Below are 26,137 nucleotides of genomic sequence, written 5' to 3'. Positions count from 1 at the left end.
GCCGCCCGGTCCGGTCGCCTCGCCGCCGGGCTCGCCCGGGCGCCCGCCACCGCCGTCGTCGCCTGCCTCGTGCGTCTCCCTCATGGCGCGTCCCCTGCTCAGCGGGTCCGCGGCTCAGGCCTGGGGGCCGGCCGCGGCGCTCGGGCGGCTGCGGCGGCGCAGGGCGAAGAGTCCGCCGGCGGCCAGGACGGACGCGCCTGCGGCGGCGAACATGCCGGTGGACGTGTGGTCACCCTGCGGGGCGCCCGTGCCGGTCTCGACACCGCCCACCGGCATGGAGCCGACCGCGGCGCCCTTGACCATGCCGCAGGTCGCGGGCGCGGTCGCCTCCTGCGGGAGCTTCGCGTCGAGCTCGCTCTTGCCCTTGCCGAAGTCGTACTTGCCGTTGTCGTTCGGGTCGATGCCGTGCTGGACCAGGTGCAGGTCCCTGAGATGGTCGACCACGTCCCGCGAAACGGTGATCGTGCGCGAGTACTTGACGTTCCCGTCCTTGTCCGCGGCCGGCATCCGGTCGACGGCCAGGCCGCTGTCCTTGGACGTGTCGCCCTCGGTGGTCAGGGAGATGTTGATGTCCCCGTACACCGGGAGGCCCTCTGCGGTGGTGACGATTCCGTCGCCGTCCTTGTCCGCGCTCCTGTCCGGGCAGCGGAAGTCGTGGCCGTCGGTGGATCCGTGGATGTGCTGGGCGTGCGGCTGACCGGGGACGAGGCCCTTGGCGTCGACCTTCACGGTCAGCTTGTTGCCGTCGAGGCTCAGGAGTGCGGCGCCGCTCGCGCCGGAGTCGTTCAGCTGCCCGAGGTCGATCTGATACGTGTCGCCGTCCTCGGCCTTCGCCTTGCCGGCGGGTCGGCCGTCGTGTCCGCCGTGGCCGTCGTGGGCGACCGCGGGTGCGGACACCGCGAGGCCGACTGCCGCGGGCAGAACCAGCAGCGTGGTGAGGCGGGTTGAGCGTCGGGCTGTCACGAGGAGCATCCCCTTTCGGCAGCCCCGCCGCCCGCCGTGCTCGCTGGGTGCGGAACTGCGTTCGGTTGTCGATGCCCCTGGTTCGGTACGGACGGCCGCGCGGATTGGTCCTGGGCGCGGGGGATCTGCGGAGGGGGAGGGGGAGTACGGGTGCGGTGCCGCGGTGGATCACGCGTCCGGTGCGGTCGCCGAGCCGTAGCCGGTGTCGGAGCCGTCGCGGGCGCCCTTCGGGAGCTTCGGCGGGCGGTAGTCGTCGACCGGGGGTGCGCCCGGGTCCGGGCGTACCGCGCCGAGCAGCGGATTCGCCGCGATCGGGGAGACCTTGACCTTGGTACCGGGACGCGGCGCCTGCACCACCAGGCCGTCGCCCAGATAGAGGGCGACATGCGTGGCGTCAGGGAAGTACACGACGAGGTCGCCCGGCCGGAGCGACTTCAGGGGCACCCTCGGCAGCTGCTTCCACTGCTCCTGCGAGGTGCGCGGGATGGTACGGCCCGCCTCCGCCCAGGCCTGCGAGGTGAGCCCGGAGCAGTCGTACGACTCCGGGCCCTCGGCGCCCCATACGTACGGCTTGCCGATCTGGCGTACGGCGTGGCGTACGGCCTTGTCGCCTGCGGAGGACGGGGCGCGGGTGGCGGCGGGGGAGCCGCCGGGGCCGGGGGCGCCCAGGGCGCCGGAGGCCAGCAGCGACTGCTGTGCCTTCTCGGTGCCTGCCGTCTCCAGGCGGCTCAGTTCGGCGAGTTCCTCGGCGCTGAGGCCGGCGAGCAGCTTCTCGACCTCGGCGAGCTTCTGCCGCACGGTGTCGCGCTGCTTCTTCTGCTGTCCGGCGAGAGCGGTCTGCTTGTCCAGGGCCTTGCGGGAACGGGTCGCGAGCGACGCGGCGTGCTTCTCGCCCGCGGTCAGCCGGTCGATGGTCCTGGCCCGGCGGTCCGTCAGGCGGCGCAGCACATGGCCCTGGTCCAGGGCGGACCGGGGGTCGCGGGCCAGCAGCAGCCGTACGTACGGGGAGAGTTCGCTGTCGCCCTGGTACTGGCGGCGGGCGAGCCGGCCGGCCGCGGCGCGGCTCGCGGTCAGGTCCTTGCGGGCCTTGGTCAGGTCCTTGCCGAGGAGGGCCGCTTCGCGCTGCTGCTTCTTCAGTGCGACCGCGGTGGCGTTGTACGTCTCGGTGGCCTGCTCGGCCTGGCGGTAGAGCTTCTGGAGCTCGGTCAGGAGCCGGCCCACGGACTGTGCGGCGGGGGGCGGGGCGGCTGGGGGCGGCGCGGCGGGGGCCGCGGTGGCGGGGGTTGCCAGGATTGTCGTCGCCACTGCTGTCGCGCACAGGATGCGCAGCGTTTCTGCCCGCACAGGGCATCACCTCCGAGGCGAGCGTCGGACGTGCTGCGGGGGCCTGCCGGGTGGGCAGGGCCGGGCGGAGTCAACGTTCCACTCGATACGGGGTGGTGCGGTGCGGCAGGATTGACATCCCGTCAGGTGGGGCGCTCCGGAGGGGCGTCGGTGGTGCCGGTGCCGGTGCCGGTGCCGTTGCCCGTGTCGGTCTGTGGGTCCGGCTTCGACCAGGGCCACTTCAGGCGGCGGCCGCGCTGTCCGCTCGGGTCGTACTCGTACTTCCAGCCCTGCTGCAGGCCGAGGCGCCTGCTGTAGCCGGCGGGGACGCGGCGGTAGACGAGGACGGTGGGCGGGCCGCCACCCTCCCGGTCCGGGACCGGGACCTCGTAGACCTTGGGCGGGTGGCCCGTGGGGCCGAGCAGGATCGGTAGGACGCGGCCGTCCAGGGGGCCACCGACGAAGGGGGTGTTCTCGCTCTTCACGTGGCCAGTGTCCCCCGAACCGCCCCTTCCCGTTTCCCCGGGCGGGCCGAACGACGACCCGGCGCCGCGCCTACAGGAGGTGTCCCGCGTCGCCCAGGACCGGGAGGGCGCGGCGGGCCAGCGTGCCCGCGGGGCCGTCGCCGCGTTCGAGGCCGAGGGCGGTCTGGAGGACGCCCGCGGTCTGGGGGTCCGTCGCCGCGGTGGCGACCGTGAGGGCGACGAAGTGGTCGAGGAACATCGCGCAGAGCTCGTCCGTCGGCAGCTCCTTGCCCTCGTCGAGCCAGATCAGGGAGCCGGCCTCCACCGCGGCGATCCACACCCGGACCATCATCCGCAGCCGCGGCCCCGGCTCCGTCACGTCCAGATGGGAGAGGATCTGCTCGGCGGCCGCCGTACGCACCGAGTCCACGATCGCACCGGTCCGCGAGGTCGCCGCCACCCCGCTGCCCTGCAGCAGCGCACTGAATCCGGTGGCGTGCCCGTCGACGAACGCGAGATAGCGGGCGAGGGCCCGGCCGAGCCGTTCGGTGAGCGGGCCGTCCTGCGGTTCGTCGAAGCAGGCGCGCAGCGCGTCCGCCGCCGTGCCGAGTGCGGCCTCGTACAACTGCTGCTTGCCGCCGGGGAAGTAGCGGTACACCAGCGGCCGGGAGACGCCGGCGGCCTCCGCGACGTCGTCCACCGAGACGTCCTCGGGGGCATGATGGGCGAAGAGGCCGAGCGCCGCGTCGAGCAGCTGGACCCGTCTGGCCTCGACGCTCAGCCGTCGGTACGCGGGGGTGGTGGCGGGGGACATGTCTGGCAGCGTATCGGCAGTGCCTGCCGACCGGTCCCGGAGCGTCAGCCTCCGGAAGTCCCGGGAGGTTCCCGGGAGATCCAGGGAGGAGCCCGGCAGGTGCCCCGGAGGTCCCCGGAGTCTCAGGCCAGCAGGCCGGAGCTGCGCCACAGGCGCCGCCCGACACCGCGCAGCAGACCCACGTCGTCCAGGAAGTCCGTCAGGCGACGGGCGCCGGTCTGCATCACCTCACGGCGGTGGGCGCTGGCCCTGACCTGGGCGACCGCGGCGCGGCGGTCCAGGCCGACGTTCGAATAGACCTCGGGGTTCACGAAGGCGAGGGAGAAGACGCGGGCCGCCTCGCCGCTGCTGATCCGGGTCAACTCCCGCTCCCAGCGCGGCGCGGTGACCATCTGGCGGCGCAACTCCTCGCGGGCGTAGCGCACATGGCGAGCCTCCTCGACGACGTGGATCCTCGTCACCCCGCGCACCAGCGGCTGCACCCGCTCGTCGGGGAAGGTGAGGCGCTGCATCCAGTCCAGGATCTCCTCGCCGAGCAACGTGCAGGCGAAGGAACCCGGCGTGGTCGACACGGTCTTGAGCACCCGGGCAAGATTGTGGTGCACACGCGTCACGTGGTACGGCGGCGCCCCGGCCTTCTTGATCATCCGGGCGAACATCATCGAGTGCCGGCACTCGTCGGCGATCTCGGTCAGCGCGTACCGCACATGCGAGCTGGTCACGGACTTGTCGTAGATGTGCCGTACGAGCAGCTGCATCAGGATGATCTCGAACCAGATGCCGAGCGAGGCGAGCGAGGCGGCCTCGTGCCGGGCCAGTTCGTGGCGCTGGTCCTCCGGCATCCGGTGCCACATCGGGGTGTCGTAGAGCGAGACCAGCTCCGGCGGCCAGAACCACTTGCCGGGCTCGGCCGGTGCGTCCCAGTCGAGTTCGCGGTCCGGGTCGAAGGAGTGTCTGGCGGACGCCTCGAGGAGTCGCTCGGCCACCTGCTCGCGGTCCTTGAGCAGGCCGAGTGCATCGCTCACGCCGGTGAGCGCGCCGGCTTCCGCGGTGGTCGTCATGCCGTCCGTCCCGTCCCGCAACTGATGGGTGCGCGCGTCGAGTTACCGAAGGTCACGTCTTATGAGACTGCCCGTCAGCAGGACCGTCAATCCCTTGTACGGGACTTGCTGCGGCAGGTGGCGACCACGCTCCGCGGAGGTGCCGCGGGAGTTGTTGACCGTACGTATACCAGCGTGTGAATCTGCAGACGGGCCGGTACTGCAGGCACCCTGCGAGCCGAAGGAGACGCGACGTGTCCACCAGCGAGCTCTACACCAAGAACCCCGAAGACCCCGTCTGGCAGGTGCCCGCCACCGGCGCGGCCCGCTTCAGCTGGGAGTACGACGAAGGACGCGAACGCCTCCTCGCCCTCTACCAGAAGGGCAAGGACAAGCAGTGGGACGGCGCCAAGCGCATCGACTGGGACCTCGAAGTCGACCCGGCCAACCCGCTCGGCACTCCGGACGAGGCCCTCACCCTCTACGGCACCCGCCACTGGGCGAAGATGACCGACAAGGACAAGGGCGAACTGCGTAAGCACTACGCGTCCTGGCAGTTCAGCCAGTTCCTGCACGGTGAGCAGGGTGCGATGGTCTGCGCCGCGCGGATCGTCGAATCGGTGCCGGACCTGGACGCCAAGCTGTACTCCGCGACGCAGACGATGGACGAGGCCCGGCACGCGGAGATCTACGGCCGCTTCCTGCACGACAAGCTCGGCATGCTCTACCCGATCAACGACAATCTGCAGTCGCTGCTCGGCGACACCCTGCGCGACTCCCGCTGGGACATGCCCTACCTCGGCATGCAGGTGCTGATCGAGGGGCTCGCGCTCGCCGCCTTCGGCATGATCAGGGACACCACGGACAAGCCGTTGCCCAAGCAGATCCTGGCGTACATCATGCAGGACGAGGCGCGGCACGTGGCCTTCGGACGGATGGCCCTGCGCGACTACTACCAGCAGCTCACCGACGCGGAACGCCGCGAGCGCGAGGACTTCGTGATCGAGGGCTGCTATCTGATGCGGGACCGACTGCGCGGCGTCGAGGTCCTGGAGAACTTCGGCATCCCGAAGGCCGAGGCGGACGAATACAGCGAGCAGTCCGAATACCTGCAGCTCTTCCGGCAGTTGCTCTTCAGCCGCATCGTGCCGTGCGTCCGCGACATCGGCCTGTGGGGCAAACGCCTGCAGGAGGCGTACGTCGACATGGGCGTCTTCGAGATGGGCAACTCCAACCTCGACCAACTGATGGCCCAGGACGAGGAGATAGCCGAAAAACTCGACGCGGAACGCTTCGCGGAGGAGGAGGCGGAGCGCGTCGCGGAGGTACGGGACGCGATCGCGGCGGGCGAGGAGATCGAGAAGAACGCCTAGTCGCGCGTGGCCGCCGCCGCCTCGGACACAGCAGCACACCCACGAAAGGCACTCAGAACATGCGGCGGTACGTCCTCACGGGCACTCCGGGATCCGGCAAGACCTCGATCCTGCACCGCCTGGCGGAGCTCGGGCACGCGGTCGTCGAGGAGGCGGCCACCTCGGTCATCGCAGAGGCGCAGGGGAAGGGCGTGGACGAGCCGTGGACGCGGGCGTCGTTCATCGACGACATCGCCGCGCTGCAGCGCCGGCGGCAGTCGGAGGCCGATGCCTCCGGTGACGTCCAGGTCTTCGACCGCTCGCCGGTCTGTACCCACGCCCTCGCCACCTACCTCGGCCATCCCGTGTCACCGGCGCTGAGCGAGGAGTTGGAGCGGATCACCTCCCGGGGCATCTACGAACGGCAGGTGCTCTTCGTCCGCAATCTGGGTTTCTGCGAGCCGAGTCCGGCCCGGCGGATCAGCTTCGAGGACTCGCTGGTCTTCGAGCAGATCCACGAGCAGAGCTACCGCACCTTCGGCTACGAGATCGTCGACATCCCGGCCGGAGAGCTGTCCCACCGTGTTGCCCAGGTCAACTCGCTGATCTCCCGGGCGGGGTGGCCAGGGACGGGTGGTGCTTGAGGAGGTCCTCGGGGCCCAGGGCCCGGCCGTACTCGTACGCCGTCGTGAACTCGGCCTCGCCGAGGAGGCCGCGGGTCCGGACTTCGATGCGTGCGACGTCGTCGCGCTCGCCCTCCGGGAGCGGCGCGCCCACCGAGTCGCGGGCCGCTGCTGCCGCGCCGAGGAGGTGGGCCGCCGCAGTGGCGTCGCCCGATAGGGAGAGCGCGCCGGCGAGGCCCTCGAGGCCGAGGGCGAGGCCGCGGGAGCCGCCGGCCGCGCGGGCCGCGGACAGGCCCTCGCGCTGCAGGCGCAGGGCGGTCGACGGATCACCGCGCAGCTCGGCCACGAAGCCGAGTTCGGCCAGGATCAGCGCCGGGACCTCCGGCTCGTACCCCATCTGCCGGTGCACCTCGAGGACTTGGCGCAGATGGGCCTCGGCCGCGTCCAGATCGCCCTGCCTGCGGGCGCCGATGGCCAGGCCGGTCTCCGCGTACTGCTCGCCGAAGCGGTCCGACTGGGCGACCGCGAGGCGCCGGGCCCGCTCGTGGAAGTCCCGGGCGCGGGCGAAGTCCCGGCCGAGCAGCGCGATCCGGCCGAGCCCCGAGAGCTGGAAGCAGACGTCCGGCCAGAGCTCCAGGTCCTCGGCCCTGCGCAGGCCCTCGCGGTGCAGCTGCTCGGCCCGTGCGTAGTCGCCGTTCACCTGGGCCGCCATCTGCAGCGGCACCGATGCGTGCAACTGGCCCCACTGGTCGCCCAGTTCACGGAACAGGTCCAGGCTGCGCCCGCCGTGCCGGCGCAGCGCGTCCCAGTCCCCGTCCAGCTGCGCGTGGAAGGCCAGCTCCGCGAGCACCGCGGCCGTGCCCCACCGGTCCCCGATCGAGGTGAAGCCGGCGAGTGCGGAGGCGAGCAGCTCCTGGCTCGGGCGCCGGTCGGCGACGCCGTACTGCTGGGAGGCCACGAACCACTGCGCGGTGGCCCGGCCCCACGGGTCTTCCACATCGTCGAACGGGCGCAGCGCGGCCTCGTACTCGCCGACCGGATCCGGAGTGCCGCCGAGCAGCAGCCGGAAGCCGCCCAGGTACGCCGTCGCCCGGGCCGACTGCACGGGGTCGGCGTCTCCCGCCGTGCCCAGCGCCGCGGTGAGTGCGCGCCGCGCCTCCTCGTGGCGGCCGCGCAGCTGCCAGTACCGGGCCAGGGCGTTGACCAGGCGCAGGGCGGTGTCCGCGGCGCCGGCCGCCACCGCGTGGTCGAGGGCTGAGCGCAGATTCGCGTACTCGGTGTCGAGGCGGCGCAGCCACCGGCGCTGCGCGGGGCCCCGGAGCTGAGGCTCGGCGTGCTCGGCGAGCGCCAGGTAGTACCCGCGGTGGTCGCGCCGCAGGTCCGCCGACTCGCCGGACTCCGCGAGGCGTTCGGAGGCGTACGCGGCGACCGATTCGAGCAGCCGGTAGCGGGGGCCGTCGTCCGGGCTCTCGGACATCACCAGGAGCGAGCCGTCCACCAGGCGCGCGAGCAGATCGAGCACCTCCGGGCGCTCCACTGCGCCCCCGGTGCAGAGCTGTTCGGCCGCGTCCAGGGTGCAGCCGTCGGCGTGCACGGCCAGGCGGCGCAGTACGGCGCGCTCGCTCTCGCCGAGCAGCTCCCAGCTCCAGTCGATGACCGCGCGCAGGGTGCGCTGCCGGGCCGGGGCGCCGCGCGAGCCGGCCGCGAGGAGTGGGAAGCGGTCGTCGAGGCGGGCCGCCAACTCGTGCACTCCCAGGGCCCGTACGCGGGTCGCGGCCATCTCCAGGGCGAGCGGGATGCCGTCCAGGCGCCGGCACACCGACACCACCGCGTCCAAGGTGCCGGCGTCCAGGACGAAGTGCGGCGCCGATGCCGCGGCACGCGCCACGAACAGCTCGACCGCACCGAAGCCGCGCACCTCCGCCGCGCTCAGGCCGTCCGCGGACGCGGGCAGCGGCAGCGGCGGCACCTCCCGCAGATGCTCGCCGGTCACGCCGAGCGGCACCTGGCTGGTGGCCAGGATCCGCAGGGACGGGCCCGCCCTGAGGAGTTGCTCGGCCAGCGCCGAGACCCTGATCCTCAGCCGGGCACTGCTCGGCATCGCCGCCGCCACCCTGATGCCCTCGACCCTCGCCCTGATCAGCAACATGTTCCACGACCCGAACCAGCGCGGTCGCGCCATCGCGGTCTGGGCCAGCTGCTTCATGGGCGGTACGGCGCTCGGCCCGGCCGTCGGCGGCATCTTCCTCGAATACTTCTGGTGGGGCTCGGTGTTCCTGCTCGGGGTGCCCATCATGGTGGTGCTCCTGATCGCCGCCCCGAAGCTGCTCCCCGAGTACAAGGACGCGGACGCCGGCCGTATCGACCTGTTCAGCGTGCTGCTCTCGCTCGTCGCCATCCTCTCCGTGATCTACGGCCTGAAGGAGCTGGCCCGGCACGGGTTCGCCCCGCTGCCGCTCGGCGCGGTGGTCGTCGGCGTGGCCGTCGGCACGGTCTTCGTGAAGCGCCAGGGCAGGCTCGAACACCCGCTGCTCGACCTGAAGTTGTTCCGGATCGGCGCCTTCACCGCCGCGCTGTTGATCCTGATGGTCTCGATGCTCGGCACCGGCGGCGGCTACCTCTTCATCACCGGCTTCCTGCAGATGGTCGAGGGCTACTCGCCGATGGAGGCGGGCCTGCTGATGGTGCCCTCGGCCGTCGCCTCGATCCTCGCCGCGCAGGTGGCACCGGTGCTCGTACGGCGCTTCGCGACCGGCACCGTCGTCGGGGCCGCGCTGCTCATCGGCATGGCCGGCTATCTGCTGCTCACCCAGGTCGACGCGGTCGGCGGGATGCCGCTCCTGATGACCGGCTTCGTGATCATCTTCATCGGCGTCGGCACCTTCGGGTCGCTCGGCACCGGTCTGGTCGTCGGCTCCGTACCGCCCGAGCGCGGCGGGTCCGCGGCCGCGCTCTCCTCCATCAGCGGCGACCTGGGCAACGCGCTCGGCGTGGCCACCCTCGGCAGCCTCGGCGCCGCCGTCTACCGGGGCGCCTTCGACGCCCCGGCCGGCACCCCGCAGGGCGCCGCCGAATCGGCGGGCGCGAGCATGGAGAACGCCGTCGCCGCCGCCCGTGAACTGCCCGGACAGGCCGGCGAGGCCCTGCTCGGCGCGGCCGAGTCCGCCTATGCGAGCGGCCTCAACAGCATCGGCGTCGCCTGCGCCCTGATCACCGCCACCAGCGCGGTCATCGCCCTCACGGTGCTGCGGAAGCGGGGAGGGGACAGCTCCACCACGGGCCCGGACGACCAGGCCGCCGGCACCGAGGACGGCGTGCCGGAGACGGCAGCCGCCCATTGACCAGGACGCGTCGACTTGACCAGGACGCGCCGACGACAAAGATCCACGACGGAAGACCACGACGGAAGACCACGACGGGGCCGGGCGGCCGAAAGGCGCCCGGTCCCCGCGCCGTAGGGACCGGTCCCCAAGCCCTACGACCGGACGGTCGCCCGCTGCCCCGCCGCAAGTTCCCCCAGCGCGGCCTCGGTCGGCGAGCCGGGCGAGGCCGCGTAGCTGGCGAAGGCCAGCTCGGGCGCCCCGTCCGGGCGCATCACCTCCAGCTCCAACTCCAGGGCGCCGACCCGCTCGTGGCGGATGCGTACCCGTTTCTGCGGCCAGTTGTGGATCAGGTGCTCGCCCCACAGGCGCCTGAAGTCGTCGCTGATACGCAGGAGTTCGGCGATGGCGGCGGAGATCACCGGGTCGTCCGGGAAGCGGCTCCAGCACAGCCGCAGATAGCCGATCTGGAAGCGGGCGGCCCGCTCCCACTGCCCCGCGTCCGTCAGTCTGGTCCGCAGCACCGTGTCCAGGAAGATCGCATGCGTCCAGGTGCGCCGGTCCGGCGGCACCGTGTCGAAGTCGAAGAGGGTCAGCGCCGTCAGCCGGTTCCACGCCAGCGCATCGCCGTAGCGGCCGGTGATGTACGCGGGGACGCCGGTGATCGAGTCGACCAGGTACTGCAGATTCTCGAGCGTCCTGCCGGGGTGGCCGCCGGGGGTGGTGCGCGGCAGCTGTACGAGATTGTGCAGATACTCGTGCTCGTCGGCGCGCAGCCGCAGCGCCGAGGCGATCGCGTCGAGGACCTCGGCCGAGACGTTGGTGTACTGGCCCTGTTCGAGGCGGGTGTAGTGGCTGATGCTGACGCCCGCGAGCTGGGCCAGCTCCTCGCGGCGCAGCCCCGGCACCCGGCGCCGCTCGTCGAAGAGGGGCAGACCGACGTCCTCGGGACGCAGCCGGGCACGGCGCGAGCGGAGGAATCCGCGCAGCTCTTTCCGTCGGTCCATCCAGCGGAAGCTACGCAGACGGCTACGGAGTGTCAATCGGACCCTGGACCGGCCCGGAGAGCTCGGTGAGCATGCGGAACGTCGCCCGTGCGGCCGCCGAAGGCTCGGCATGATGGAGCAGCAGCCGGTTCCCCGTACGGTCGGCGAACTCGGTCCACGCGAAGACCAGCGGCAGCAGCCCCACCAGCGGATGCCGGATCCGCACCTTCCCGTAGCTGCCGGGCGTGTGCGGCGGGCGCGCCCACAGTGCGGCGAACTGCCGGCTCGCTCCGGTCAACTCGCCCACGAGCACGGCCAGTCGGGAATCGTCCGGCTCGCGGGCGACGGCGTGCCGCAGCAGCGCCACGGCCCGCCGGGCCTCCACGTCCCACTCGGGATACAGCCGCCGCGTCTGCGGGTCGAGGAAGAGCTGCACGGCGAGGTTGTGCCGCGGCCGGTGTGCGCCGGGGGACGGGGAGACGGACGGGTCGAGATGGCCGGCGAGCAGCGCATGGCCCGCCCGGTTCCAGGCCAGTACGTTCAGACCGGTGTCCAGGACGGTGGCCGCGGCACCGTCGATCGCCGTCACCAGCGTGGCCAGCTCCGGCCGCAGCCGCGTACCGGCGTCCGGCGGGCCGCCCTGCGGCGCGGCCTCGACGAGCGCGAGCAGCCGCAGCCGTTCGTCCGCCCCCAGGTGCAGCGCCCGCGCCAGACGTACGGCGGCGCCGGGCGCCAGACGCGGGCGCTGACCGCGCTCCAGGCGGGTGTACTGGCCGAGCGGCAGACCCGCGAGCGCGGCGACCTCCTCGCGGCGGAGCCCGGGCACGCGGCGGCGCCGGCCCGCGGGCAGTCCGACGTCGGCGGGTTCGAGCCGTGCCCGCCAGCTGCGCAGGAGTCCGGCCAGTTCCTCACCCATGCTGCTCCGCCGCTCCTCGCTCCCGGTGACCGGTCAGCAGTACATGCTCCGCCGGCCGGCCGGTCCGCAGCCAGACCGGGTGCTGCCTACTCAGCGCCTGAGCACCCTCGACAGGCTCCCGCGGGGCCTCACTCCTCGCGCAGCGCCGCCTGCATCACCGCGCGGGCGACCGGCGCCGCACTGCCGCCGCCACTGATGTCGTCGCGGTCCACGGCCGCCTCCTCCACGACCACGGCGAGCGCGACGGCCGGCTGAGCGGCGCCCTCGGCCTGCGCCCAGGAGATGAACCAGGCGTACGGCACACCGGCATTGCCCAGACCGTGCTGGGCCGTACCCGTCTTCCCGCCGACCGTCGCGCCCTTGATGGCCGCCTGACCGCCCGTGCCCTTCTCGACCGCCTCCACCATCAACTCCCGCAGGATCGTGGCGGTCCGCGGATTGAACGTCTGGCGCAGCGACATCGCGTGCTCGACCATCAGCGGGTCGCCGTCCTCGTCGGTGGTCCGGTCCACCAGGTGCGGGGTCTTGAGATCGCCGTTGTTCGCCACCGCCGAGGCCACCATCGCCATCTGCAGCGGGGTGGCGCGGGTGTCGTACTGACCGATCGAGGAGAGGGCGAGCTGGGCGTCGTCCATCGAGGCGTCGAAGGTGCTCCGGGACACCGCGGCGGGGATCCGCAGGTCCGGGTCGTTGAAGCCGAACTTCTGCGCCGTGCCCGCCACCGCCTGCTCGCCGGTCCGCACCCCGAGCCGGGCGAAGACGGTGTTGCAGGACCAGACGAAGGCGTAGCGCAGCGAGGCGTCCTCGCAGCCGTCCACCGGATTGGTCAGCCGCGTCGTGGTGCCGGGCAGGGTGTACGGGTCGGGCGATCTGGTGGGGGCGTCCACGTCGGTGACGGTTCCCTTGTCGAGGGCGGCCGCCGCGGTCACCACCTTGAAGGCGGAGCCGGGCGGATACGTCTGCCGGATCGCCCGGTTCAGCATCGGCTTGCCGGGGGCGGTGGTCAGCCGCTCCCAACTCCGTTTCACGTCCGGGCCGTTGCCGGACAGCAGGCCCGGATCGTAGGACGGGGTGGAGACCAGGGCGAGGATGCGGCCGGTGGCTGGCTCGATCGCGGCGACCGCGCCGCGCTTGGCGCCGAGCGAGGCGAACGCCGCCTGCTGTACGGCGGGGGAGATGGTGGTGTGCACGGCGCCGCCCGGCTCGCGGGAGCGGGTGAAGTCGTTCCACAGGGGCAGCGGCTGCAGCATCGGGTCGGTGCCGGCGAGCAGCCCGTCCCCGGTCCGCTCGAGGAGGCTGGTGCCGTACGACTGGGAGGCGTAGCCGGTGACCGGGGCGTACAACGGGCCGTTGCGGTAGGTGCGTTCGTAGCGCAGCTGCTCGCCGGTGTCCTTGGATCCGGTGAGCGGCCGGCCGCCGGCCAGGATGTCGCCGCGGGGCTGGGCGTAACGGGCGATCACCTCGCGCCGGTTGGCCGGATCGGCGTCGTACGCGCGCGATTCGAAGACCTGGAGCCGGGTCGCGTTGAGCAGCACCAGCAGCACCAGGAGCAGGCAGAGCGCGGCGGCCTGGCGGATGTGCCGCGTCATGTCGCCGCCGCCGGGCGGGACGGCGCCGGCCGTCGGCCGCTTCGGAGTGCCGCTGCGGCCTTCCCGGTACCGTTTCACGCCGCCTCCTCCAGGTCCCGGTCCGCTCCCCGGTCGCGGGCGGAGTCGCTGAGCCGGATCAGGAGCGCCACGATCAGCCAGTTGCTCACCACCGAAGAGCCGCCCTGCGCGAGGAACGGCATCGGCATCCCGGTCAGCGGGATCAGTCCGGTGACCCCGCCCGCGATCACGAACACCTGCAGCGCCACGATCACCGCGAGCCCGACCGCGAGCAGCCGCCCGAACGGGTCGCGCAGACCGAGCGCCACCCGGTAGCCGCGGGCCACGAGCAGGGCGTACAGCAGGAAGATCGCGCTCAGACCGGTCAGGCCCAGCTCCTCGCCGGCCGTGGCCAGCACGAAGTCCGACTTGGCGGCGAAGCCGATGAGCGTGGAATGGCCGAGGCCCAGACCGGTGCCGAGCAGCCCGCCGGAGGCGAACGCGTAGAGGGACTGGGTGAGTTGGTTGGGTCCGAGGCCTGCCTCCACGGAGGCGAGCGGGTGCAGCCAGTCCGAGACCCGGCCCGCCACATGCGGCTCGAACGAGCCGACCACCCAGGCACCGGCCGCGGCGAGCAGCAGCCCCGCGGCGATCCACCCGGCCCGCCCCGTCGCCACGTACAGCAGCACCACGAAGAGCCCGAAGAACAGCATCGAGGTGCCGAGATCCCGCTCGAGCGCCAGACACCCCACACTCAACAGCCAGATGGTGACCACCGGGCCGAGTACCCGCGCCGTCGGCAGCTGCCACCGCCACAGCCGCCGGCCCGCATACGTGAGGGCGCTGCGGTTCGCCGCGAGGTAGGCGGCGAAGAACACCGCGAGCAGGACCTTGGAGAACTCCGCGGGCTGCAGCGAGAATCCGCCGATCCGCACCCAGATCCGGGCGCCGTTCACCGCGGGGAAGGCGACCGGCGCGGCGAGCAGCAGCAGCGCCGCGACGACCGAGACGTACGCGTACCGCTGCAGGACCCGGTGGTCGCGCAGGAAGAACACCGTCACGATGAACAGGCCCACCCCCGCGGTGGACCACACCAGTTGGGCGAGCGCCGCCGTGTGCCCCGGTGTCTCCAGGTCGAGGCGGTGGATGAGCACCAGGCCGAGGCCGTTGAGCAGCACCGCGATGGGCAGCAGCAGCGGATCGGCGCAGGGGGCGCGCAGCCGTACGGCCAGATGGGCGACGAGGGCGAGGGCGCCGAGCCCGCCGCCGTAGCCGAGCGCGTCGGGCGGCACGGCTCCGTCGCGGGCGAGGCCGAGATAGGCGTAGCCGAAGAGGCAGATGAGCACCGCGAGGACGAGCAGGGCGAGTTCGGTGCCGCGGCGACGGTCGACACGGACCGGCGGGACGGGCGCCCCGGGGCGGCCCGTCACGTCCGTCACATCCGCCATCGTTCCGGTCATACCGGGCAAAGTAGCAAGACCGTACCGGGCTGCCGGTGAACCATCGCGCCGCCGACGGCGCGGCGCGGGCGGAACCGGTGGATGCGGCGCGCCCCGCGCTCAGCGCCCCGGCTCCCGGAAGCGGACCACGGACACCGTCGCATGCCGGGTCGCCAACTGCCGTACCTCCACGAAGACTCCGGACGGCACCGTCAGATACGGGACGTCGCCGAGCCCCACCGCATTGATCGTGCCCTGGCCGTCCGGCGGCGGCAGCAGCCGCTGGGCGCGCGCCCGCACCGGCGGGGTCAGCGGGCTGGAGAGCACCGGGGTGTCGTCCCCGGGCAGCACGACCACCAGGGCGCGGGCCCGTACCGCCGTACCGGTGAAGCCGACCACCGCCGCCTCCCGGGTGTCGCTGTGCCGCACCTTCTGCCAGGCCCAGGCGGCGGCCGTCGAGTAGGGCGAGTCGAGGGCCTTCGCCACCACACCCTCGACACCGACCGACCGCATGTCCCGGTACCAGGTCAGGGCCGTCTCGTACGAGCTGGTGGCGAGGACCCGCTGGGCGCCGGGGACACCGGGCGGGAGCAGCTCGCCGAGCCGCTCCCAGCGCTCCCGCAGCTGCAGCGCGCGCAGATCGCGGCCCGGTGTGGCGAGCGCGTCGAAGGCGATGAAGTACACCGGCACCCCGTCCCGCTCCCGCGCGGCCGGGGACCGCAGCAGTTCGTGGAAGGCGAGCCGCCCGTCCTGATAGGCGCACAGCTCACCGTCCAGTACGGCGCCGGGCGCGAGCTGCTCGGTGAGTGCCGCCGTGACCTCCGGGAACTCCGGGCCCAGATCGCGCCCCGAGCGCGACTGCAGCACCACCTTCGACTCGAGACGGAAGGCCACGGCCCGGAATCCGTCCAGCTTGATCGAGTACTGCACCCCGCCGGGCAGACCGCCCGGTCCGGGCACGGACGGGACCGCACGGGGCCGCATCACCGCGACGGGCGGCCGCAGGACCACGGCGGGCGACGGTTTCACGGGCATGCCCCCAGGGTCCTCCCGTACGGGGTCCGGCGCAGGTCAACCCGACGGCTTCGGCACCGGGCCGGCCCGGTTCGGATTGAGCAGCGGGGCCAGCAGGTCGCCGTGCCGGGCGAGACGGTCCGGCATGTCGCCCGCCAGGAAGGACAGCTCGGCCGGCGCCGCACAGGCCGCCACCTCGTCCCAGGTCACGGGCGCGGAGACGGTGGGCTCCGGGCGGGCCCGCAGGGTGTACGGGGTGGCGGTGGTCTTCGCGGCCGCGTTCTGGCTGTGGTCGACGAAGACCTTGCCGGGCCGCAGGCTGCGGGTCATCCGGTGCAGGGCGAGCCCGGCCAGGTCCCGCTCTGCCTCCACGGCGAGCTCCTTCGCGTACGCCGACACCTGCTCGGACGGGGTCGGCTCGATCGGGGCGAGCAGGTGCAGGCCCTTGGACCCGGAGGTCTTCGCGTACGACTGCAGCCCGTCGGCGGCCAGGCGCTCGCGCAGCCAGAGCGCGACCCGGCAGCACTCCACGACGGTGGCCGGCGGGCCGGGGTCGAGATCGAGCACAAGCCGGTCGGCGACCCCCGGACGGTCGGCCTGCCACTGCGGGGTGTGGTACTCCGTCACCAGATTGGCCGACCACATCAGGCTCGCCATGTCCTGGACGAGCACCTGGCGCAGGGTGCCCTCGTGCGCCCGCCGCGGCACCTCGGCCGTACGGACCCAGGACGGGGTGCCCGGCGGCACGTTCTTCGCGAAGAACCGCTGGCCGTCCGGCCCGTCCGGGAAGCGCAGGAACGAGACCGGACGGTTGTACAGGTGGCTGAGCAGCGAGCCGGCGGCGACCGCGTAGTAGTGCAGCACCTCGCCCTTGGTGAAGCCGCTCGCGGGATAGAGCACCTTGTCCAGGTTCGAGAGCGCGATCCGTCGGCCCTCCACCTCGGTGATGGGCGTCATACGATGAGAATCCCACGCGAAACAGTGGGAAGCCGATATTCCACCGCAAGACGGACGGGGTACGACGTGCGATCGATATGGAACGGCGCGATCTCCTTCGGCCTGGTCAGCATCCCGATCAAGCTGGTCAACGCCACGGAGAACCACTCGATCTCCTTCCGCCAGGTGCACACCGCCGACGGCGGACGCATCCGGTACCGCAAGGTGTGCGAGCTGGAGGAGAAGGAGGTCCCGTCGGCGGAGATCGGCAAGGGCTACGAGGACGCGGACGGCTCGATCATCCCGATCACCGACGAGGACCTGGCGTCGCTGCCCATCCCGACCGCCAAGACCATCGAGATCGTCTCCTTCGTCCCGGAGAACGCCATCGATCCGCTGCAGATGGGCACCGCGTACTACCTGGTGGCCAACGGCGTACCGGCGGCGAAGCCGTACACCCTGCTGCGCGAGGCGCTCAAGCGGAGCCAGAAGGTCGCCATCGCCAAGTTCGCGCTGCGCGGGCGCGAGCGGCTCGGGATGCTCCGCGTCGTCGACGACACCATCGCGATGCACGGGCTGCTCTGGCCCGACGAGATCCGCGCGCCCGAGGCCGCCGCGCCGGAGACGCAGGTCAGTGTGCGGGACGCCGAACTCGATCTTGCGGACGCGCTGATGGACACCCTCGGCGAGGTCGACATCTCGACCCTGCACGACGACTACCGCGAGGCGGTCGAGGAGATGCTGGCCGCGAAGACCGAGGGTGTGGAGCCGGCGCCGGCCGCGGAGCGCGGGGAGTCCGGTGGGAAGGTGATCGATCTGATGGCGGCGCTGGAGAGCAGCGTGCGGGCCGCGCAGGAGGCGCGGGGGGAGGGGGCGGAATCCGGGGATTCCGGGGATTCCGGGGATTCCCGGGGTTCCGGGGAGGCCGCGGAGGTCACGTCGCTCGTGGGGCGGAAGAAGACGGCTGCTGCCCGTAAGTCCGCGCCGGCTGCGCCGAAGCAGGTCGGTGGGAAGAAGTCGACGGCGTCGGCGTCGTCGGGGACGGGGGCCTCCCGGTCGAAGGGGGCGGGTTCGAAGGCGTCCACGTCCAAGGCGTCCGGCTCGAAGTCCTCGCGGGCGGCGAAGTCCGGGTCTGCCGCGGGGGCCACGTCCAAGGCCGGTTCGTCGAAGGCGAGTACGTCCAAGGCGAGTACGTCCAAGGCGGGGGCGGGTGGCAAGTCGCAGGGGGCCAAGGCTGCGAAGTCGACCTCGGCCGCTGCGCGGAAGACGACGAAGAAGGCGGCGCCGCGGAAGCGGGCGTCGGCCTGAACGGCGGGGAGGCATTCGCTCCCGCGTCGTACGGCCCCTCGCGTCGTACGGGTCCCGCGGACGGTGGGTGTGGCGCATACTGACCGCAATGACAAAGCGATCCGCGCCCCGGCGCCATCTGGCCACCAGTCCCTTCAAAGCCCCCGCGCTTCCTGTGGTGAAGGAGTTTGCGCTGGGGGACCGTGTGTCTCACGACCGTCATGGGCTCGGCAGGATCATCGGGGTCGAGGAGGGGGTGGCGATGCTGGTCGACTTCGGCGCTCGCCAAGCCCGGATCCCTGTGCCGTATTCGGGGATGGACAAGCTTTAGCGGGCGGCGTCAGCGGGCGGCGGGCCCGCGGGGGTTCAGCGCGTCCGGCGCTGGGGCGCCTTGTCCTCAAGCGCCGGACGGGCTTCCTTTTCGCCCTGGCGGGCTCGTCCTCAAGCGCCGGACGGGCTGAAAGATGTCCTCAAACGCCGGACGGGCTGGAAGAGCTGCCGGATGGGCTGGAAGAGCCGCCGGGCGGGCTGGAAGGGTCGCCGGATGGGATGGAGGGGTCGCCGGACCGGCTGGACGTGGTGAGGCGGTGCAGGAGGTTTTCGCGGATTGTGGGTCTCGTGGCGAAGAGGAGGAGGAACGTGGCTTCGCGGACGAGGCGGCCGGCGGTCGCGGACGGGAGCAGGGATCTGCTGCCGTGGGCGACCGCGTAGGCGGATGCCGCGCGCAGCGCCAGTTCCGAGATCCGCGCCCGCGCGGCCGGCACCTCTTCGGGGCTCGCCCCGAGCAGCAGTGACCGGGCCGCGTCCAGCTCGCCGGGCAGTGCGCCGGCCTCCTCGCCGAGAAGTGTGATCGCCCGCCCCGCCAGGCCGAGGCCCAGGGAGCCGGTGAACCGTACCGACTCGATGTCCCCCTGCAGATGCGCGGCCTGCGCCTGCGTCCCGAGCACCCGCTCGTCGGGTACGAAATGACGGGTGAACCGCACCGTCACCGTGCGGCTGGCCTGCACCGCGAGCAGCTCCAGCGGCTCCACCGACAGCGTCCCGCTCTCCTCGGCGTCGAGCAGCGCCCACACCACGACGTCGTCCGTGTCGCGGCCCGCGGTGTGCAGCACGTCGACCATGCCCCAGCCCGTGACCCAGGGCGCCTCGCCGTCGAGGACATAGCCACCGTCGACCCGCTCGGCGCGCACCAGCGGCGGGCCGGGCCGTACCGCGGCACCGACGGCCAGACCCGCGCGGCGCCGGCCCTCGGCCAGATCCGCCAAGTACGCCGTACGCAGCGCCTCGTTGGCCGAATCGGCCAGCGCCATCACCGCACCGTGATGCTGCATCCAGACGAACGTCGTGGTCAGACAACCGCCGGCGAGCAGCTCCACAAGGCGCAGCACGGCCGGGAAGTCCGGCAGATCGAGGCGTGTGAGGTCCTCCGGCGCGGCCAGCCCGTAGAAGCCCTCGGCCGCAAGCAGGTCCAGCTGTGCGGCCGGCACCCGGTCGTCGCTCTCCACTTCGGCCGCCGACGGGAACAACACGTCGTCCGCGAGCCACCTGGCCCGCTGAAGCGCCCGGCACTCGGCTCCGGTCTCGTCCATCGGTCGAGCGTACGCCCGGGGGCGGCGTCCGGGCCTGCCGTCGAGTGGTGCGGCGAGGTCGGGCCCGGACGGACCGGTGTCAGAGGGCCGCCGCCTCCGCGGCCGTCGGGTACGAGGCCTGGGCGCCCTCGCGGGTCACCGCGGCCGCCCCGACCCGTGCCGCGTACGCCGCCGCCCGCGGCAGCTCGTCGCCGAGGCCGAGGCGCCAGGCGAGCGCCGCCGTGAAGGCGTCGCCCGCGCCGGTGGTGTCCACCGCACGGACCCGGGGGCTCGGCACGTGCACCGCGGGCGCCGGTGAGCCGTCCGGCGGGCGTACGGCGACCAGCGCGCCGCGCTCGCCCAGCGTGACCACCACCGATCGCGGGCCCAGGTCAAGCAGCGCCGGCGCCCACTCCTCGGGCGTCGCACCCACCGGCTGCGGCCCGCCGGCGAGGACGTAGCGCGCCTCGTGCTCGTTGACCACCAGCGGATCGCAGGCCGCGAGCACCTCCGGTGGCAGGGGAGCGGGTGGCGAGGGGTTCAGGACGAGCCGCGCGTCCGGCGGCAGTGCCCGGACCACCTCGGCGACCGTCTCGAGCGGGATCTCCAGCTGTACGGAGACCACCCGCGCGGCCGCGAACAGCCGCCCCGCCGCCCGTACGTCCGCGGGCGTGAGGCGGGCGTTCGCACCCGGGGCGACCACGATGCTGTTGTCGCCCGACGGATCCACCGTGATCAGCGCGACCCCGGTGGGCGCACCGCCGACCAGGACGCCCGAGGTGTCGACCCCGGCCGCCCGCTGCGATTCGAGCAGCAGCCGGCCGTGCGCGTCGTCGCCCACCCGGGCGAGCAGCGCGGTGCGGGCGCCGAGCCGCCCCGCCGCGCAGGCCTGATTGGCGCCCTTGCCGCCGGGGTGCACCACCAGGTCCGAGCCGAGCACCGTCTCACCGGCGCCGGGCCTGCGCTCGACACCCACCACCAGGTCGGCGTTGGCGGAACCGACCACGAGCAGGTCGTAGGAGAGCAGGTCGTTGGAGTCGGGCGCCGCCGCGGGATCCGTCCCCGTCACGAGAAATCGTCCGCGTTCTCCCGCGTGGCCACCTTCACCGGCACCTTGATCACGTCCTTCACGTCCTTGTCGTCGGCGGCCCGGACGGCATTGCGTACCGCGATCCGGCCGAGCTGCTCGGGGAGTTGTGCCACCGAGGCGTACAGCTTGCCCGCCTGGACCGCCTCGACCCCCTCCGGCGTGCCGTCGAACCCGATCACGGCCACCGACTTGCCGGCCCGGTCGCCGAGCGCCTTCGCCGCGCCGAGCGCCATCTCGTCGTTCTCCGCGAACACGCCGTCGACGTCCGGATGCGACTGCAGCAGATTCGTCATCACGTCCAGGCCCTTGGCGCGGTCGAACTCGGCGGGCTGCTTGGCGACCACCTTGATGTCCGGGTACGCCTTGATGCCCTCGGCGAAGCCCTGCCCCCGCTCCCGGCTCGCCGACGTACCGGCCACGCCCTGCAGGGTGACGACCTGGCCCTTGCCGTCGAGGTGTTCGGCCAGCGCCTTCGCGGCGAGCCTGCCGCCCTCCACATTGTCGGATGCGACGAGCGAGTCCGTGGTCTCGCCGTTCACCGCACGGTCGGCGGCGATCACCGGGACCTCCGCCTTGCGTGCGGCCCGGATGCCGGGGGCCACCGCGTCGGAGTCGACCGGATTCACCACGATCGCGTGCATGCCCTCGCCGCTGAAGTTCTGCAGCTGGTCCGCCTGTTCCGAGGCGTCGTCCTGGGCGTCCGTGACTGTGAGGTCGACGCCGAGCTTCTCGGCCTCCGCCTGGGCGCCCGCCTTCATCTGTACGAAGAACGGGTTGCCGAGCGTCGAGAGCGACATGCCCACCTTCGTCGTACCGCCTCCCGAGGAACCGGAGTTGAACAGCGTCATCGCCCCGAGCACGGCCGCCACACACACCGCGACCAGGCCGAGCCGCAGCGCCCCGCGCCGCCCGGAACCGGGCGCTCCCAAGGCCGTCCCCGGCACCCCCGCCCCGCCGTCGGCCCGTCGCCGCAGCGTGTCGAACAGGACGGCGAGCGCGATCACCGCGCCGATCACCACCTGCTGCCAGAACGAGGACACGGAGAGGAGATTGAGACCGTTGCGCAGTACGGCCAGGATCAGCGCGCCCACCAGGGTGCCGGAGGCCTTGCCGACGCCGCCCGCCAGGCTCGCCCCGCCGATCACCACGGCGGCGATCGCGTCGAGTTCGTAGCCCTGGGCCGCCTGCGGCTGCGCCGAGGCGAGCCGCGAGGCGAGCACGATGCCCGCGACCGCGGCGAACAGCCCCGACAGGGCGTAGATCAGCACCTTCTGGCGCCGCACCCGCAGGCCGGAGAGCCGCGCCGCCTCCTCGTTCCCGCCGATCGCGTACATCGAACGCCCCAGATACGTGCGCCCGAGCACCAGCGCCGTCACCAGACCCGCGACGGCCATCACCAGGACCGGGACCGGCAGCCAGCTGCCGATGGTGTCGCCGAGCCGCGCCACCGACTCCGGGAACGCGATCGGCGTGCCGTCGGCGATCACCAGGGAGAGGCCGCGCCCCACGGACAGCATGGCGAGCGTCGCGATGAACGGCGGGAGTTTCCCGTACGAGACGAGCGCGCCGCTCAGCACGCCGCAGGCGAGGCCGGTGCCGAGGGCGAGCAGGACGGCGATCCACACCGGCACGCCCTCGGTGGTCGCCGTCCAGGCGAGCACGGTCGCCGAGAGCGCGGCCACCGAGCCGACCGACAGGTCGATGCCGGCCGACACGATCACGAAGGTGACACCGAAGGCCAGGATCGCGGTGACCGCCGCCTGGACGCCGACATTGAGCAGATTCTGGGTGGTCAGGAAGTCGTCGGAGAGCAGCGAGAGGGCGAGCAGCAGGACGACCAGGGCGCTCAGTGCGCCGTTGTCGAGGAGGAGGCGGCGTATGTCGAAGGCGGTGCCCGCTCCTGTCTTGTTCTCCGGGTGGGTGTCAGTCGTCATGGGGGTGGTCGTCCTCCTCCTCGTGGGATGTGTCGTGGCGCGACGGCTGCCCCGCGGCGTCGGGCGGTGTCGACACGGCCAGGGCCATCACCGCGTCCTGAGTGGCGTCCGCGGCCGGCAGCTCGCCGGCGACGCGGCCCTCGGCCATCACCAGGACCCGGTCGCTCATGCCGAGGACCTCGGGCAGATCGCTGGAGATCATCAGGACCGCGCGGCCGGCCTCGGTCAACTCGTTGATCAGGCCGTAGATCTCGACCTTCGCGCCGACGTCGATGCCACGGGTCGGCTCGTCGAGGATCAGCACCTGCGCCTCGGCGAGCAGCCACTTGCCGATCACGACCTTCTGCTGATTGCCGCCGGACAGCGTCCGCACCGGCTGGCCGAGCCCCGCCATCCGTACGCCGAGCTGCCGCGCCACGCTCTCGGCCGCCGCGCGCTGACCGCGTACGTCCACGACGCCGGCGCGGGTCGCCGAACGCAGCGTCACCAGCGAGAGGTTGTCCTGCACGGACGCGTCCGGCACCAGGCCCTGGCCCTTGCGGTCCTCCGGCACCAGGCCGAGGCCCGCGCCGAGCGCCGCCGGCACATCGCGCCCCGGCAGCGGGCTGCCGTGCACGGTCACCGTCCCCGTGTCGTACGCGTCCGCGCCGAAGACCGCGCGTGCGACCTCCGTGCGCCCCGCGCCCACCAGGCCCGCGAGCCCGACGACCTCACCGGCCCGCACCTCGAAGCTCACATCGTGGAACACCCCGTCGCGGGTCAGCCCCTCGACCTTCAGGAGCGGCTGCCCGGCCGGGCTGCGCCGCCGCGGATACTGCTGCTCGATGCTCCGCCCGACCATCAGCCGGACCAGCTCGTCCTCGGACGCGGACGCGGCCAGCCGCCCCACACTGCGGCCGTCCCGCAGCACGGTAACCCGGTCCGCGACCTCCGCGATCTCCTCCAGACGGTGGGTGATCAGCGCGACGGCCACGCCCTCGTCCCGCAGCTGCCGCACGATCCCGAAGAGCCTGGTGACCTCCTGCGAGGTGAGCACCGCCGTCGGCTCGTCCATCACCAGGACCCGCGCCTCGAGGCTGAGCGCCTTCGCGATCTCCACCATCTGCCGCTGAGCCACGCCGAGTCGGCCGACCTTCAGACGCGGGTCGAGATCGAGCCCGACGCGGCCGAGGTGAGATACGGCGTCCGCCACCATGCGCCCGCGGTCGATCATCCCGAAACGGCGCGGCTGCCGCCCCAGAAAGATGTTCTCGGCGACGGTCAACTCCGGTACCAGGGTGAACTCCTGATGCACCGTCGCAATCCCGAGCCGCTCCGCGTCCGCGGTCCCCCGGATCCGCACCGCACGCCCGTCCATCTCGATCCGCCCGGCGTCCGCGCGGTGCGCACCCGAGAGCACCTTGATCAGGGTGCTCTTGCCCGCGCCGTTCTCCCCGAGCAGCGCATGCACTTCACCGCGCCGCAGCTCGAAGTCGACGCCGTCCAGGGCCAGTACGCCGGGAAAGGCCTTCCGCACACCCTCGGTACGCAGCACCGGCGGACCGCTGCCGTCCCCCGGGGGCGGCTGCGGCCGCTGCTTCCGTTCCGTCTCGCCATCGGTCACGGAGACCTCCTTCGCGTCATCTCGGGGCCCCTGTGGCGTACGGGAGCCATGGGGGGCACGAGGGCCGGGAGGTGCCTACCCATAGATGTAGGAGCCAGCCAAGTCGACCGGAAACAGGGCTGGTTCGCAGCGTCCGGTCCGCCACCGGCAAGGGCGCGCCGGGATGCCGTCCACGCTGATCAAGCTTGAAACGGAACGGTCGGCCGTGCGGCGCGTCACCGGGGAGTGGCTGGATCTTGACTATGCGTCAGGCGAGGCGAGGTCCGTTCATCGAGCCGAGTGGATTGGATTGGAGTGGATTGGAGTGGATTGGAGTGGAGTTGAGTCGAGCCCGAAGAGGGCGGTGTGGAGGAACGGGACGCCGAAGTGGGGGGAGTCGGCGGGCTCTTCGTGCATCGGGCGGAGGTCGAGTTCCGTGAAGGCGGTGAAGATGGAGCGGAGGTCGTCCGGGCTGTAGGCGAGGCCGCCGTGCAGGTGGCGGCGGGAGGGGTCGTAGAAGGACTCGTCCGGGAGTTCCGAGCCCATGCCGCCGGTGGCGAAGCAGGTCAGGCCGAAGCGGCCGCCCGGGGCCAACACCCGGTCGAGGAGGGCGAGGTAGCTGATCCGGCGGTGCGGGGGCAGGTGGTGGAAGCAGCCGGAGTCGAAGACGAGGTCGTACGGGCCGGTGATCAGGTCCGTGGTGAACGCGTCGGCGCACAGGAAGCGGATGGTGGCGCCCGCATCCCGAGCGCGCTCCTCGGCCCAGTCGATCGCGGACGGGGACAGATCCACGGCGTCGACCTCGAAGCCGCGGGCGGCGAGCAGCAGGGCGTTGCGGCCCGGTCCGCAGCCCAGGTCCAGGGCGCGGCCGCCGGATGGCAGCAGGCCGCGGTCGAGGTACGAGACGAGGCTTTCGTCGGGCTTCTCGGTGAAGAACGGGACATCGCGGTCACGGTCCGCGTAGAAGGTGTCCCACCAGGAGCCGGCTCGCTCCGTCCATCGGTCCGCGTCGGGTGCGAACAGTCTGTCGAGGAGGGCGAGGACGTCCTCTGTGGTGCGGACGGTGCGGAGGGTGCCGAGCGTGTGCGGGCTGGGTGTGACCGGTTGTTCCGGAGATGACGGGTGCACGGGGGCTCCTGGGGCGTTGCGGAGGTGTTCGGGGCGGGCAGGGTGGTTCCCCGATGCGTCGGATCGTAGGGCGGCGGTCGGTGAAAGCCCAGGTGGGAGTGGGTGTTAGGGCTTCGCTCCGCGTGCTTGTGGCGGTGTCTGCCGTACGTGTACGGGTGGGGCGGACGCAGGGGATCGGGAGCCGTGGAACGGGCGGGGACGCGCGGTTCGAGGCGGCGGACGGGTGCATTCTGCGGCGAGCCGGCGGCGGTTTCCGGGCCGGCGCCAGGTGCGATGGGGGCGGACGGCGGGCGGACGGTCGCACTCCGTGCGCCCCGTGCCCGTCCCATGGCGTCCGGTGCGAGCCGTGCCGTCGACCGGGCGCCCTTGTGAGCGCCGTCGCCGGACTGTTGCGATGGCGACCCGGGGCCGCCCGTACGCGCGTTCGCTCCGCGCTGCGGGTGGCCCCGGACCGCCAGGCTTGGAGGCATCGGCAACCGGGAGGAACGATGAGCGAACTCCGGATCACTCAGTGGCAGCGCTTCGGCCACGACCGCTGGTACGTGGGCCTGCCCGACGGCACGGCGGTCGGCTGGCTGGACCGTACGACGGGCCGCATCACGATCACCGACGCCCGCTACGGCCACGCGGCCCTGGATGCGCTCCAACAGGCCGTCCCCGACTACGAGTTACCCGCCACCCGGCCACCGGACGAGGCGCGGCCGGTGGTCGGCGCGCAGGCGCGCGGCGGCGCGGGCGAAGCCCGCGATGCGGCCCGGCCGCCGGTCACCGC

The 26,137-nt window shown here is 72.6% G+C and carries 22 protein-coding genes and 1 pseudogene; 6 read left to right on the top strand and 17 right to left on the bottom strand.

Annotation, left to right across the window (positions count from 1 at the left end; all coding sequences use genetic code 11):
• Nucleotides 1–114 precede the first annotated feature (114 nt).
• The 5 genes from DY218_RS30285 to DY218_RS30265 form a co-directional block, all read right to left on the bottom strand.
• Nucleotides 115–963 carry a hypothetical protein gene (locus DY218_RS30285; protein ID WP_128559365.1) on the bottom strand — a complete coding sequence of 283 codons (849 nt, stop codon included), beginning with the start codon at nucleotides 961–963 and terminating at the stop codon, nucleotides 115–117.
• A 168-nt stretch (nucleotides 964–1,131) separates the two neighbouring features.
• Nucleotides 1,132–2,307, bottom strand: a complete 1,176-nt coding sequence (locus DY218_RS30280) for a C40 family peptidase (RefSeq protein ID WP_233521973.1) — start codon at nucleotides 2,305–2,307, stop codon at nucleotides 1,132–1,134.
• A 122-nt stretch (nucleotides 2,308–2,429) separates the two neighbouring features.
• Nucleotides 2,430–2,771 carry a hypothetical protein gene (locus DY218_RS30275; RefSeq protein WP_128559364.1) on the bottom strand — a complete coding sequence of 114 codons (342 nt, stop codon included), beginning with the start codon at nucleotides 2,769–2,771 and terminating at the stop codon, nucleotides 2,430–2,432.
• A 70-nt stretch (nucleotides 2,772–2,841) separates the two neighbouring features.
• Complete coding sequence (locus DY218_RS30270; protein ID WP_128559363.1) at nucleotides 2,842–3,564, bottom strand: TetR/AcrR family transcriptional regulator; 723 nt, start codon at nucleotides 3,562–3,564, stop codon at nucleotides 2,842–2,844.
• A gap of 122 nt (nucleotides 3,565–3,686) precedes the next feature.
• Nucleotides 3,687–4,625: an AurF N-oxygenase family protein gene (locus tag DY218_RS30265; RefSeq protein ID WP_128559362.1), complete on the bottom strand. Its 939-nt coding sequence runs from the start codon at nucleotides 4,623–4,625 to the stop codon at nucleotides 3,687–3,689.
• Nucleotides 4,626–4,858: 233 nt separating this feature from the next.
• Here DY218_RS30265 and DY218_RS30260 point away from each other — a divergent pair, with 233 nt between their 5' ends.
• Together DY218_RS30260 and DY218_RS30255 are read left to right on the top strand one after the other, a co-directional pair.
• Nucleotides 4,859–5,977 carry a ferritin-like domain-containing protein gene (locus tag DY218_RS30260; RefSeq protein ID WP_128559361.1) on the top strand — a complete coding sequence of 373 codons (1,119 nt, stop codon included), beginning with the start codon at nucleotides 4,859–4,861 and terminating at the stop codon, nucleotides 5,975–5,977.
• A gap of 59 nt (nucleotides 5,978–6,036) precedes the next feature.
• A complete protein-coding gene (locus DY218_RS30255; protein ID WP_128559360.1) occupies nucleotides 6,037–6,600 on the top strand; it encodes an AAA family ATPase in 564 nt (187 codons plus the stop codon).
• Here DY218_RS30255 and DY218_RS30250 read toward each other — a convergent pair.
• A complete protein-coding gene (locus tag DY218_RS30250; protein ID WP_325052033.1) occupies nucleotides 6,551–8,680 on the bottom strand; it encodes an ATP-binding protein in 2,130 nt (709 codons plus the stop codon). The two genes, DY218_RS30255 and DY218_RS30250, sit on opposite strands and share 50 nt — an antisense overlap.
• Here DY218_RS30250 and DY218_RS30245 point away from each other — a divergent pair.
• Nucleotides 8,592–9,920, top strand: coding sequence for an MFS transporter (locus DY218_RS30245; RefSeq protein WP_233521972.1), 1,329 nt, complete (start codon nucleotides 8,592–8,594; stop codon nucleotides 9,918–9,920). The genes DY218_RS30250 and DY218_RS30245 overlap by 89 nt on opposite strands.
• A gap of 134 nt (nucleotides 9,921–10,054) precedes the next feature.
• Here the strand turns inward: DY218_RS30245 and DY218_RS30240 are convergent, their stop codons facing one another.
• The 6 genes from DY218_RS30240 to ligD form a co-directional block, all read right to left on the bottom strand.
• Entirely contained in the window at nucleotides 10,055–10,906 is an 852-nt protein-coding gene (locus DY218_RS30240; RefSeq protein WP_128559357.1) for a helix-turn-helix domain-containing protein, read from the bottom strand.
• Nucleotides 10,907–10,928: 22 nt separating this feature from the next.
• Nucleotides 10,929–11,801 carry a helix-turn-helix transcriptional regulator gene (locus DY218_RS30235; RefSeq protein ID WP_128559356.1) on the bottom strand — a complete coding sequence of 291 codons (873 nt, stop codon included), beginning with the start codon at nucleotides 11,799–11,801 and terminating at the stop codon, nucleotides 10,929–10,931.
• 128 nt (nucleotides 11,802–11,929) lie between these two features.
• Nucleotides 11,930–13,390, bottom strand: coding sequence for a peptidoglycan D,D-transpeptidase FtsI family protein (locus DY218_RS30230; protein WP_128559370.1), 1,461 nt, complete (start codon nucleotides 13,388–13,390; stop codon nucleotides 11,930–11,932).
• A gap of 74 nt (nucleotides 13,391–13,464) precedes the next feature.
• Nucleotides 13,465–14,835 carry an FtsW/RodA/SpoVE family cell cycle protein gene (locus DY218_RS30225; RefSeq protein WP_128559369.1) on the bottom strand — a complete coding sequence of 457 codons (1,371 nt, stop codon included), beginning with the start codon at nucleotides 14,833–14,835 and terminating at the stop codon, nucleotides 13,465–13,467.
• 111 nt (nucleotides 14,836–14,946) lie between these two features.
• Nucleotides 14,947–15,861: an ATP-dependent DNA ligase gene (locus DY218_RS30220; RefSeq protein ID WP_233521971.1), complete on the bottom strand. Its 915-nt coding sequence runs from the start codon at nucleotides 15,859–15,861 to the stop codon at nucleotides 14,947–14,949.
• Between the two features lie 36 nt (nucleotides 15,862–15,897).
• Nucleotides 15,898–16,797 (bottom strand): non-homologous end-joining DNA ligase, encoded by a 900-nt coding sequence (gene ligD / locus DY218_RS30215; protein WP_128559355.1) that lies wholly within the window; start codon nucleotides 16,795–16,797, stop codon nucleotides 15,898–15,900.
• A gap of 66 nt (nucleotides 16,798–16,863) precedes the next feature.
• Between ligD and ku the strand changes: the two genes are divergently transcribed.
• Entirely contained in the window at nucleotides 16,864–18,084 is a 1,221-nt protein-coding gene (gene ku / locus DY218_RS30210; protein WP_128559354.1) for a non-homologous end joining protein Ku, read from the top strand.
• A gap of 88 nt (nucleotides 18,085–18,172) precedes the next feature.
• On the top strand, nucleotides 18,173–18,394 hold the full coding sequence (locus DY218_RS35490; RefSeq protein WP_128559353.1) for a hypothetical protein: 222 nt from the start codon (nucleotides 18,173–18,175) through the stop codon (nucleotides 18,392–18,394).
• A gap of 139 nt (nucleotides 18,395–18,533) precedes the next feature.
• Here DY218_RS35490 and DY218_RS30200 read toward each other — a convergent pair whose 3' ends face one another.
• The 5 genes from DY218_RS30200 to DY218_RS30180 form a co-directional block, all read right to left on the bottom strand.
• Nucleotides 18,534–19,652 carry an acyl-CoA dehydrogenase family protein gene (locus DY218_RS30200; RefSeq protein ID WP_128559352.1) on the bottom strand — a complete coding sequence of 373 codons (1,119 nt, stop codon included), beginning with the start codon at nucleotides 19,650–19,652 and terminating at the stop codon, nucleotides 18,534–18,536.
• 79 nt (nucleotides 19,653–19,731) lie between these two features.
• Complete coding sequence (locus DY218_RS30195; protein WP_128559367.1) at nucleotides 19,732–20,658, bottom strand: ribokinase; 927 nt, start codon at nucleotides 20,656–20,658, stop codon at nucleotides 19,732–19,734.
• A 38-nt stretch (nucleotides 20,659–20,696) separates the two neighbouring features.
• Entirely contained in the window at nucleotides 20,697–22,655 is a 1,959-nt protein-coding gene (locus DY218_RS30190; protein WP_128559351.1) for an ABC transporter permease/substrate-binding protein, read from the bottom strand.
• Nucleotides 22,645–24,189 (bottom strand): sugar ABC transporter ATP-binding protein, encoded by a 1,545-nt coding sequence (locus DY218_RS30185; RefSeq protein WP_128559366.1) that lies wholly within the window; start codon nucleotides 24,187–24,189, stop codon nucleotides 22,645–22,647. The genes DY218_RS30190 and DY218_RS30185 overlap by 11 nt, the downstream gene beginning before the upstream one ends.
• 336 nt (nucleotides 24,190–24,525) lie before the next feature.
• Nucleotides 24,526–25,365: a class I SAM-dependent methyltransferase gene (locus DY218_RS30180; RefSeq protein ID WP_128559350.1), complete on the bottom strand. Its 840-nt coding sequence runs from the start codon at nucleotides 25,363–25,365 to the stop codon at nucleotides 24,526–24,528.
• Nucleotides 25,366–25,853: 488 nt separating this feature from the next.
• Here DY218_RS30180 and DY218_RS30175 point away from each other — a divergent pair.
• Nucleotides 25,854–26,137 (top strand): annotated as a pseudogene (locus DY218_RS30175) (NERD nuclease); the annotation flags it as partial.

The sequence above is a fragment of the Streptomyces triticagri genome (genome assembly GCF_003429565.1).
Classification (GTDB): Bacteria; Actinomycetota; Actinomycetes; order Streptomycetales; family Streptomycetaceae; genus Streptomyces; species Streptomyces triticagri.
The sequence above is the reverse complement of the archived record's forward strand: the minus strand, read 5'-3'. Positions and strand labels throughout refer to the sequence as shown.

Coding starts and splice junctions, on each gene's coding strand:
- DY218_RS30270 (WP_128559363.1), bottom strand. CDS start 3,564: ATGTCCCCCGCCACCACCCCCGCGTACCGACGGCTGAGCGTCGAGGCC.
- DY218_RS30265 (WP_128559362.1), bottom strand. CDS start 4,625: ATGACGACCACCGCGGAAGCCGGCGCGCTCACCGGCGTGAGCGATGCA.
- DY218_RS30255 (WP_128559360.1), top strand. CDS start 6,037: ATGCGGCGGTACGTCCTCACGGGCACTCCGGGATCCGGCAAGACCTCG.
- DY218_RS30250 (WP_325052033.1), bottom strand. CDS start 8,680: ATGCCGAGCAGTGCCCGGCTGAGGATCAGGGTCTCGGCGCTGGCCGAG.
- DY218_RS30240 (WP_128559357.1), bottom strand. CDS start 10,906: ATGGACCGACGGAAAGAGCTGCGCGGATTCCTCCGCTCGCGCCGTGCC.
- DY218_RS30235 (WP_128559356.1), bottom strand. CDS start 11,801: ATGGGTGAGGAACTGGCCGGACTCCTGCGCAGCTGGCGGGCACGGCTC.
- DY218_RS30230 (WP_128559370.1), bottom strand. CDS start 13,390: ATGACGCGGCACATCCGCCAGGCCGCCGCGCTCTGCCTGCTCCTGGTG.
- DY218_RS30225 (WP_128559369.1), bottom strand. CDS start 14,835: ATGGCGGATGTGACGGACGTGACGGGCCGCCCCGGGGCGCCCGTCCCG.
- DY218_RS30220 (WP_233521971.1), bottom strand. CDS start 15,861: ATGCCCGTGAAACCGTCGCCCGCCGTGGTCCTGCGGCCGCCCGTCGCG.
- ligD (WP_128559355.1), bottom strand. CDS start 16,797: ATGACGCCCATCACCGAGGTGGAGGGCCGACGGATCGCGCTCTCGAAC.
- DY218_RS35490 (WP_128559353.1), top strand. CDS start 18,173: ATGACAAAGCGATCCGCGCCCCGGCGCCATCTGGCCACCAGTCCCTTC.
- DY218_RS30200 (WP_128559352.1), bottom strand. CDS start 19,652: ATGGACGAGACCGGAGCCGAGTGCCGGGCGCTTCAGCGGGCCAGGTGG.
- DY218_RS30190 (WP_128559351.1), bottom strand. CDS start 22,655: ATGACGACTGACACCCACCCGGAGAACAAGACAGGAGCGGGCACCGCC.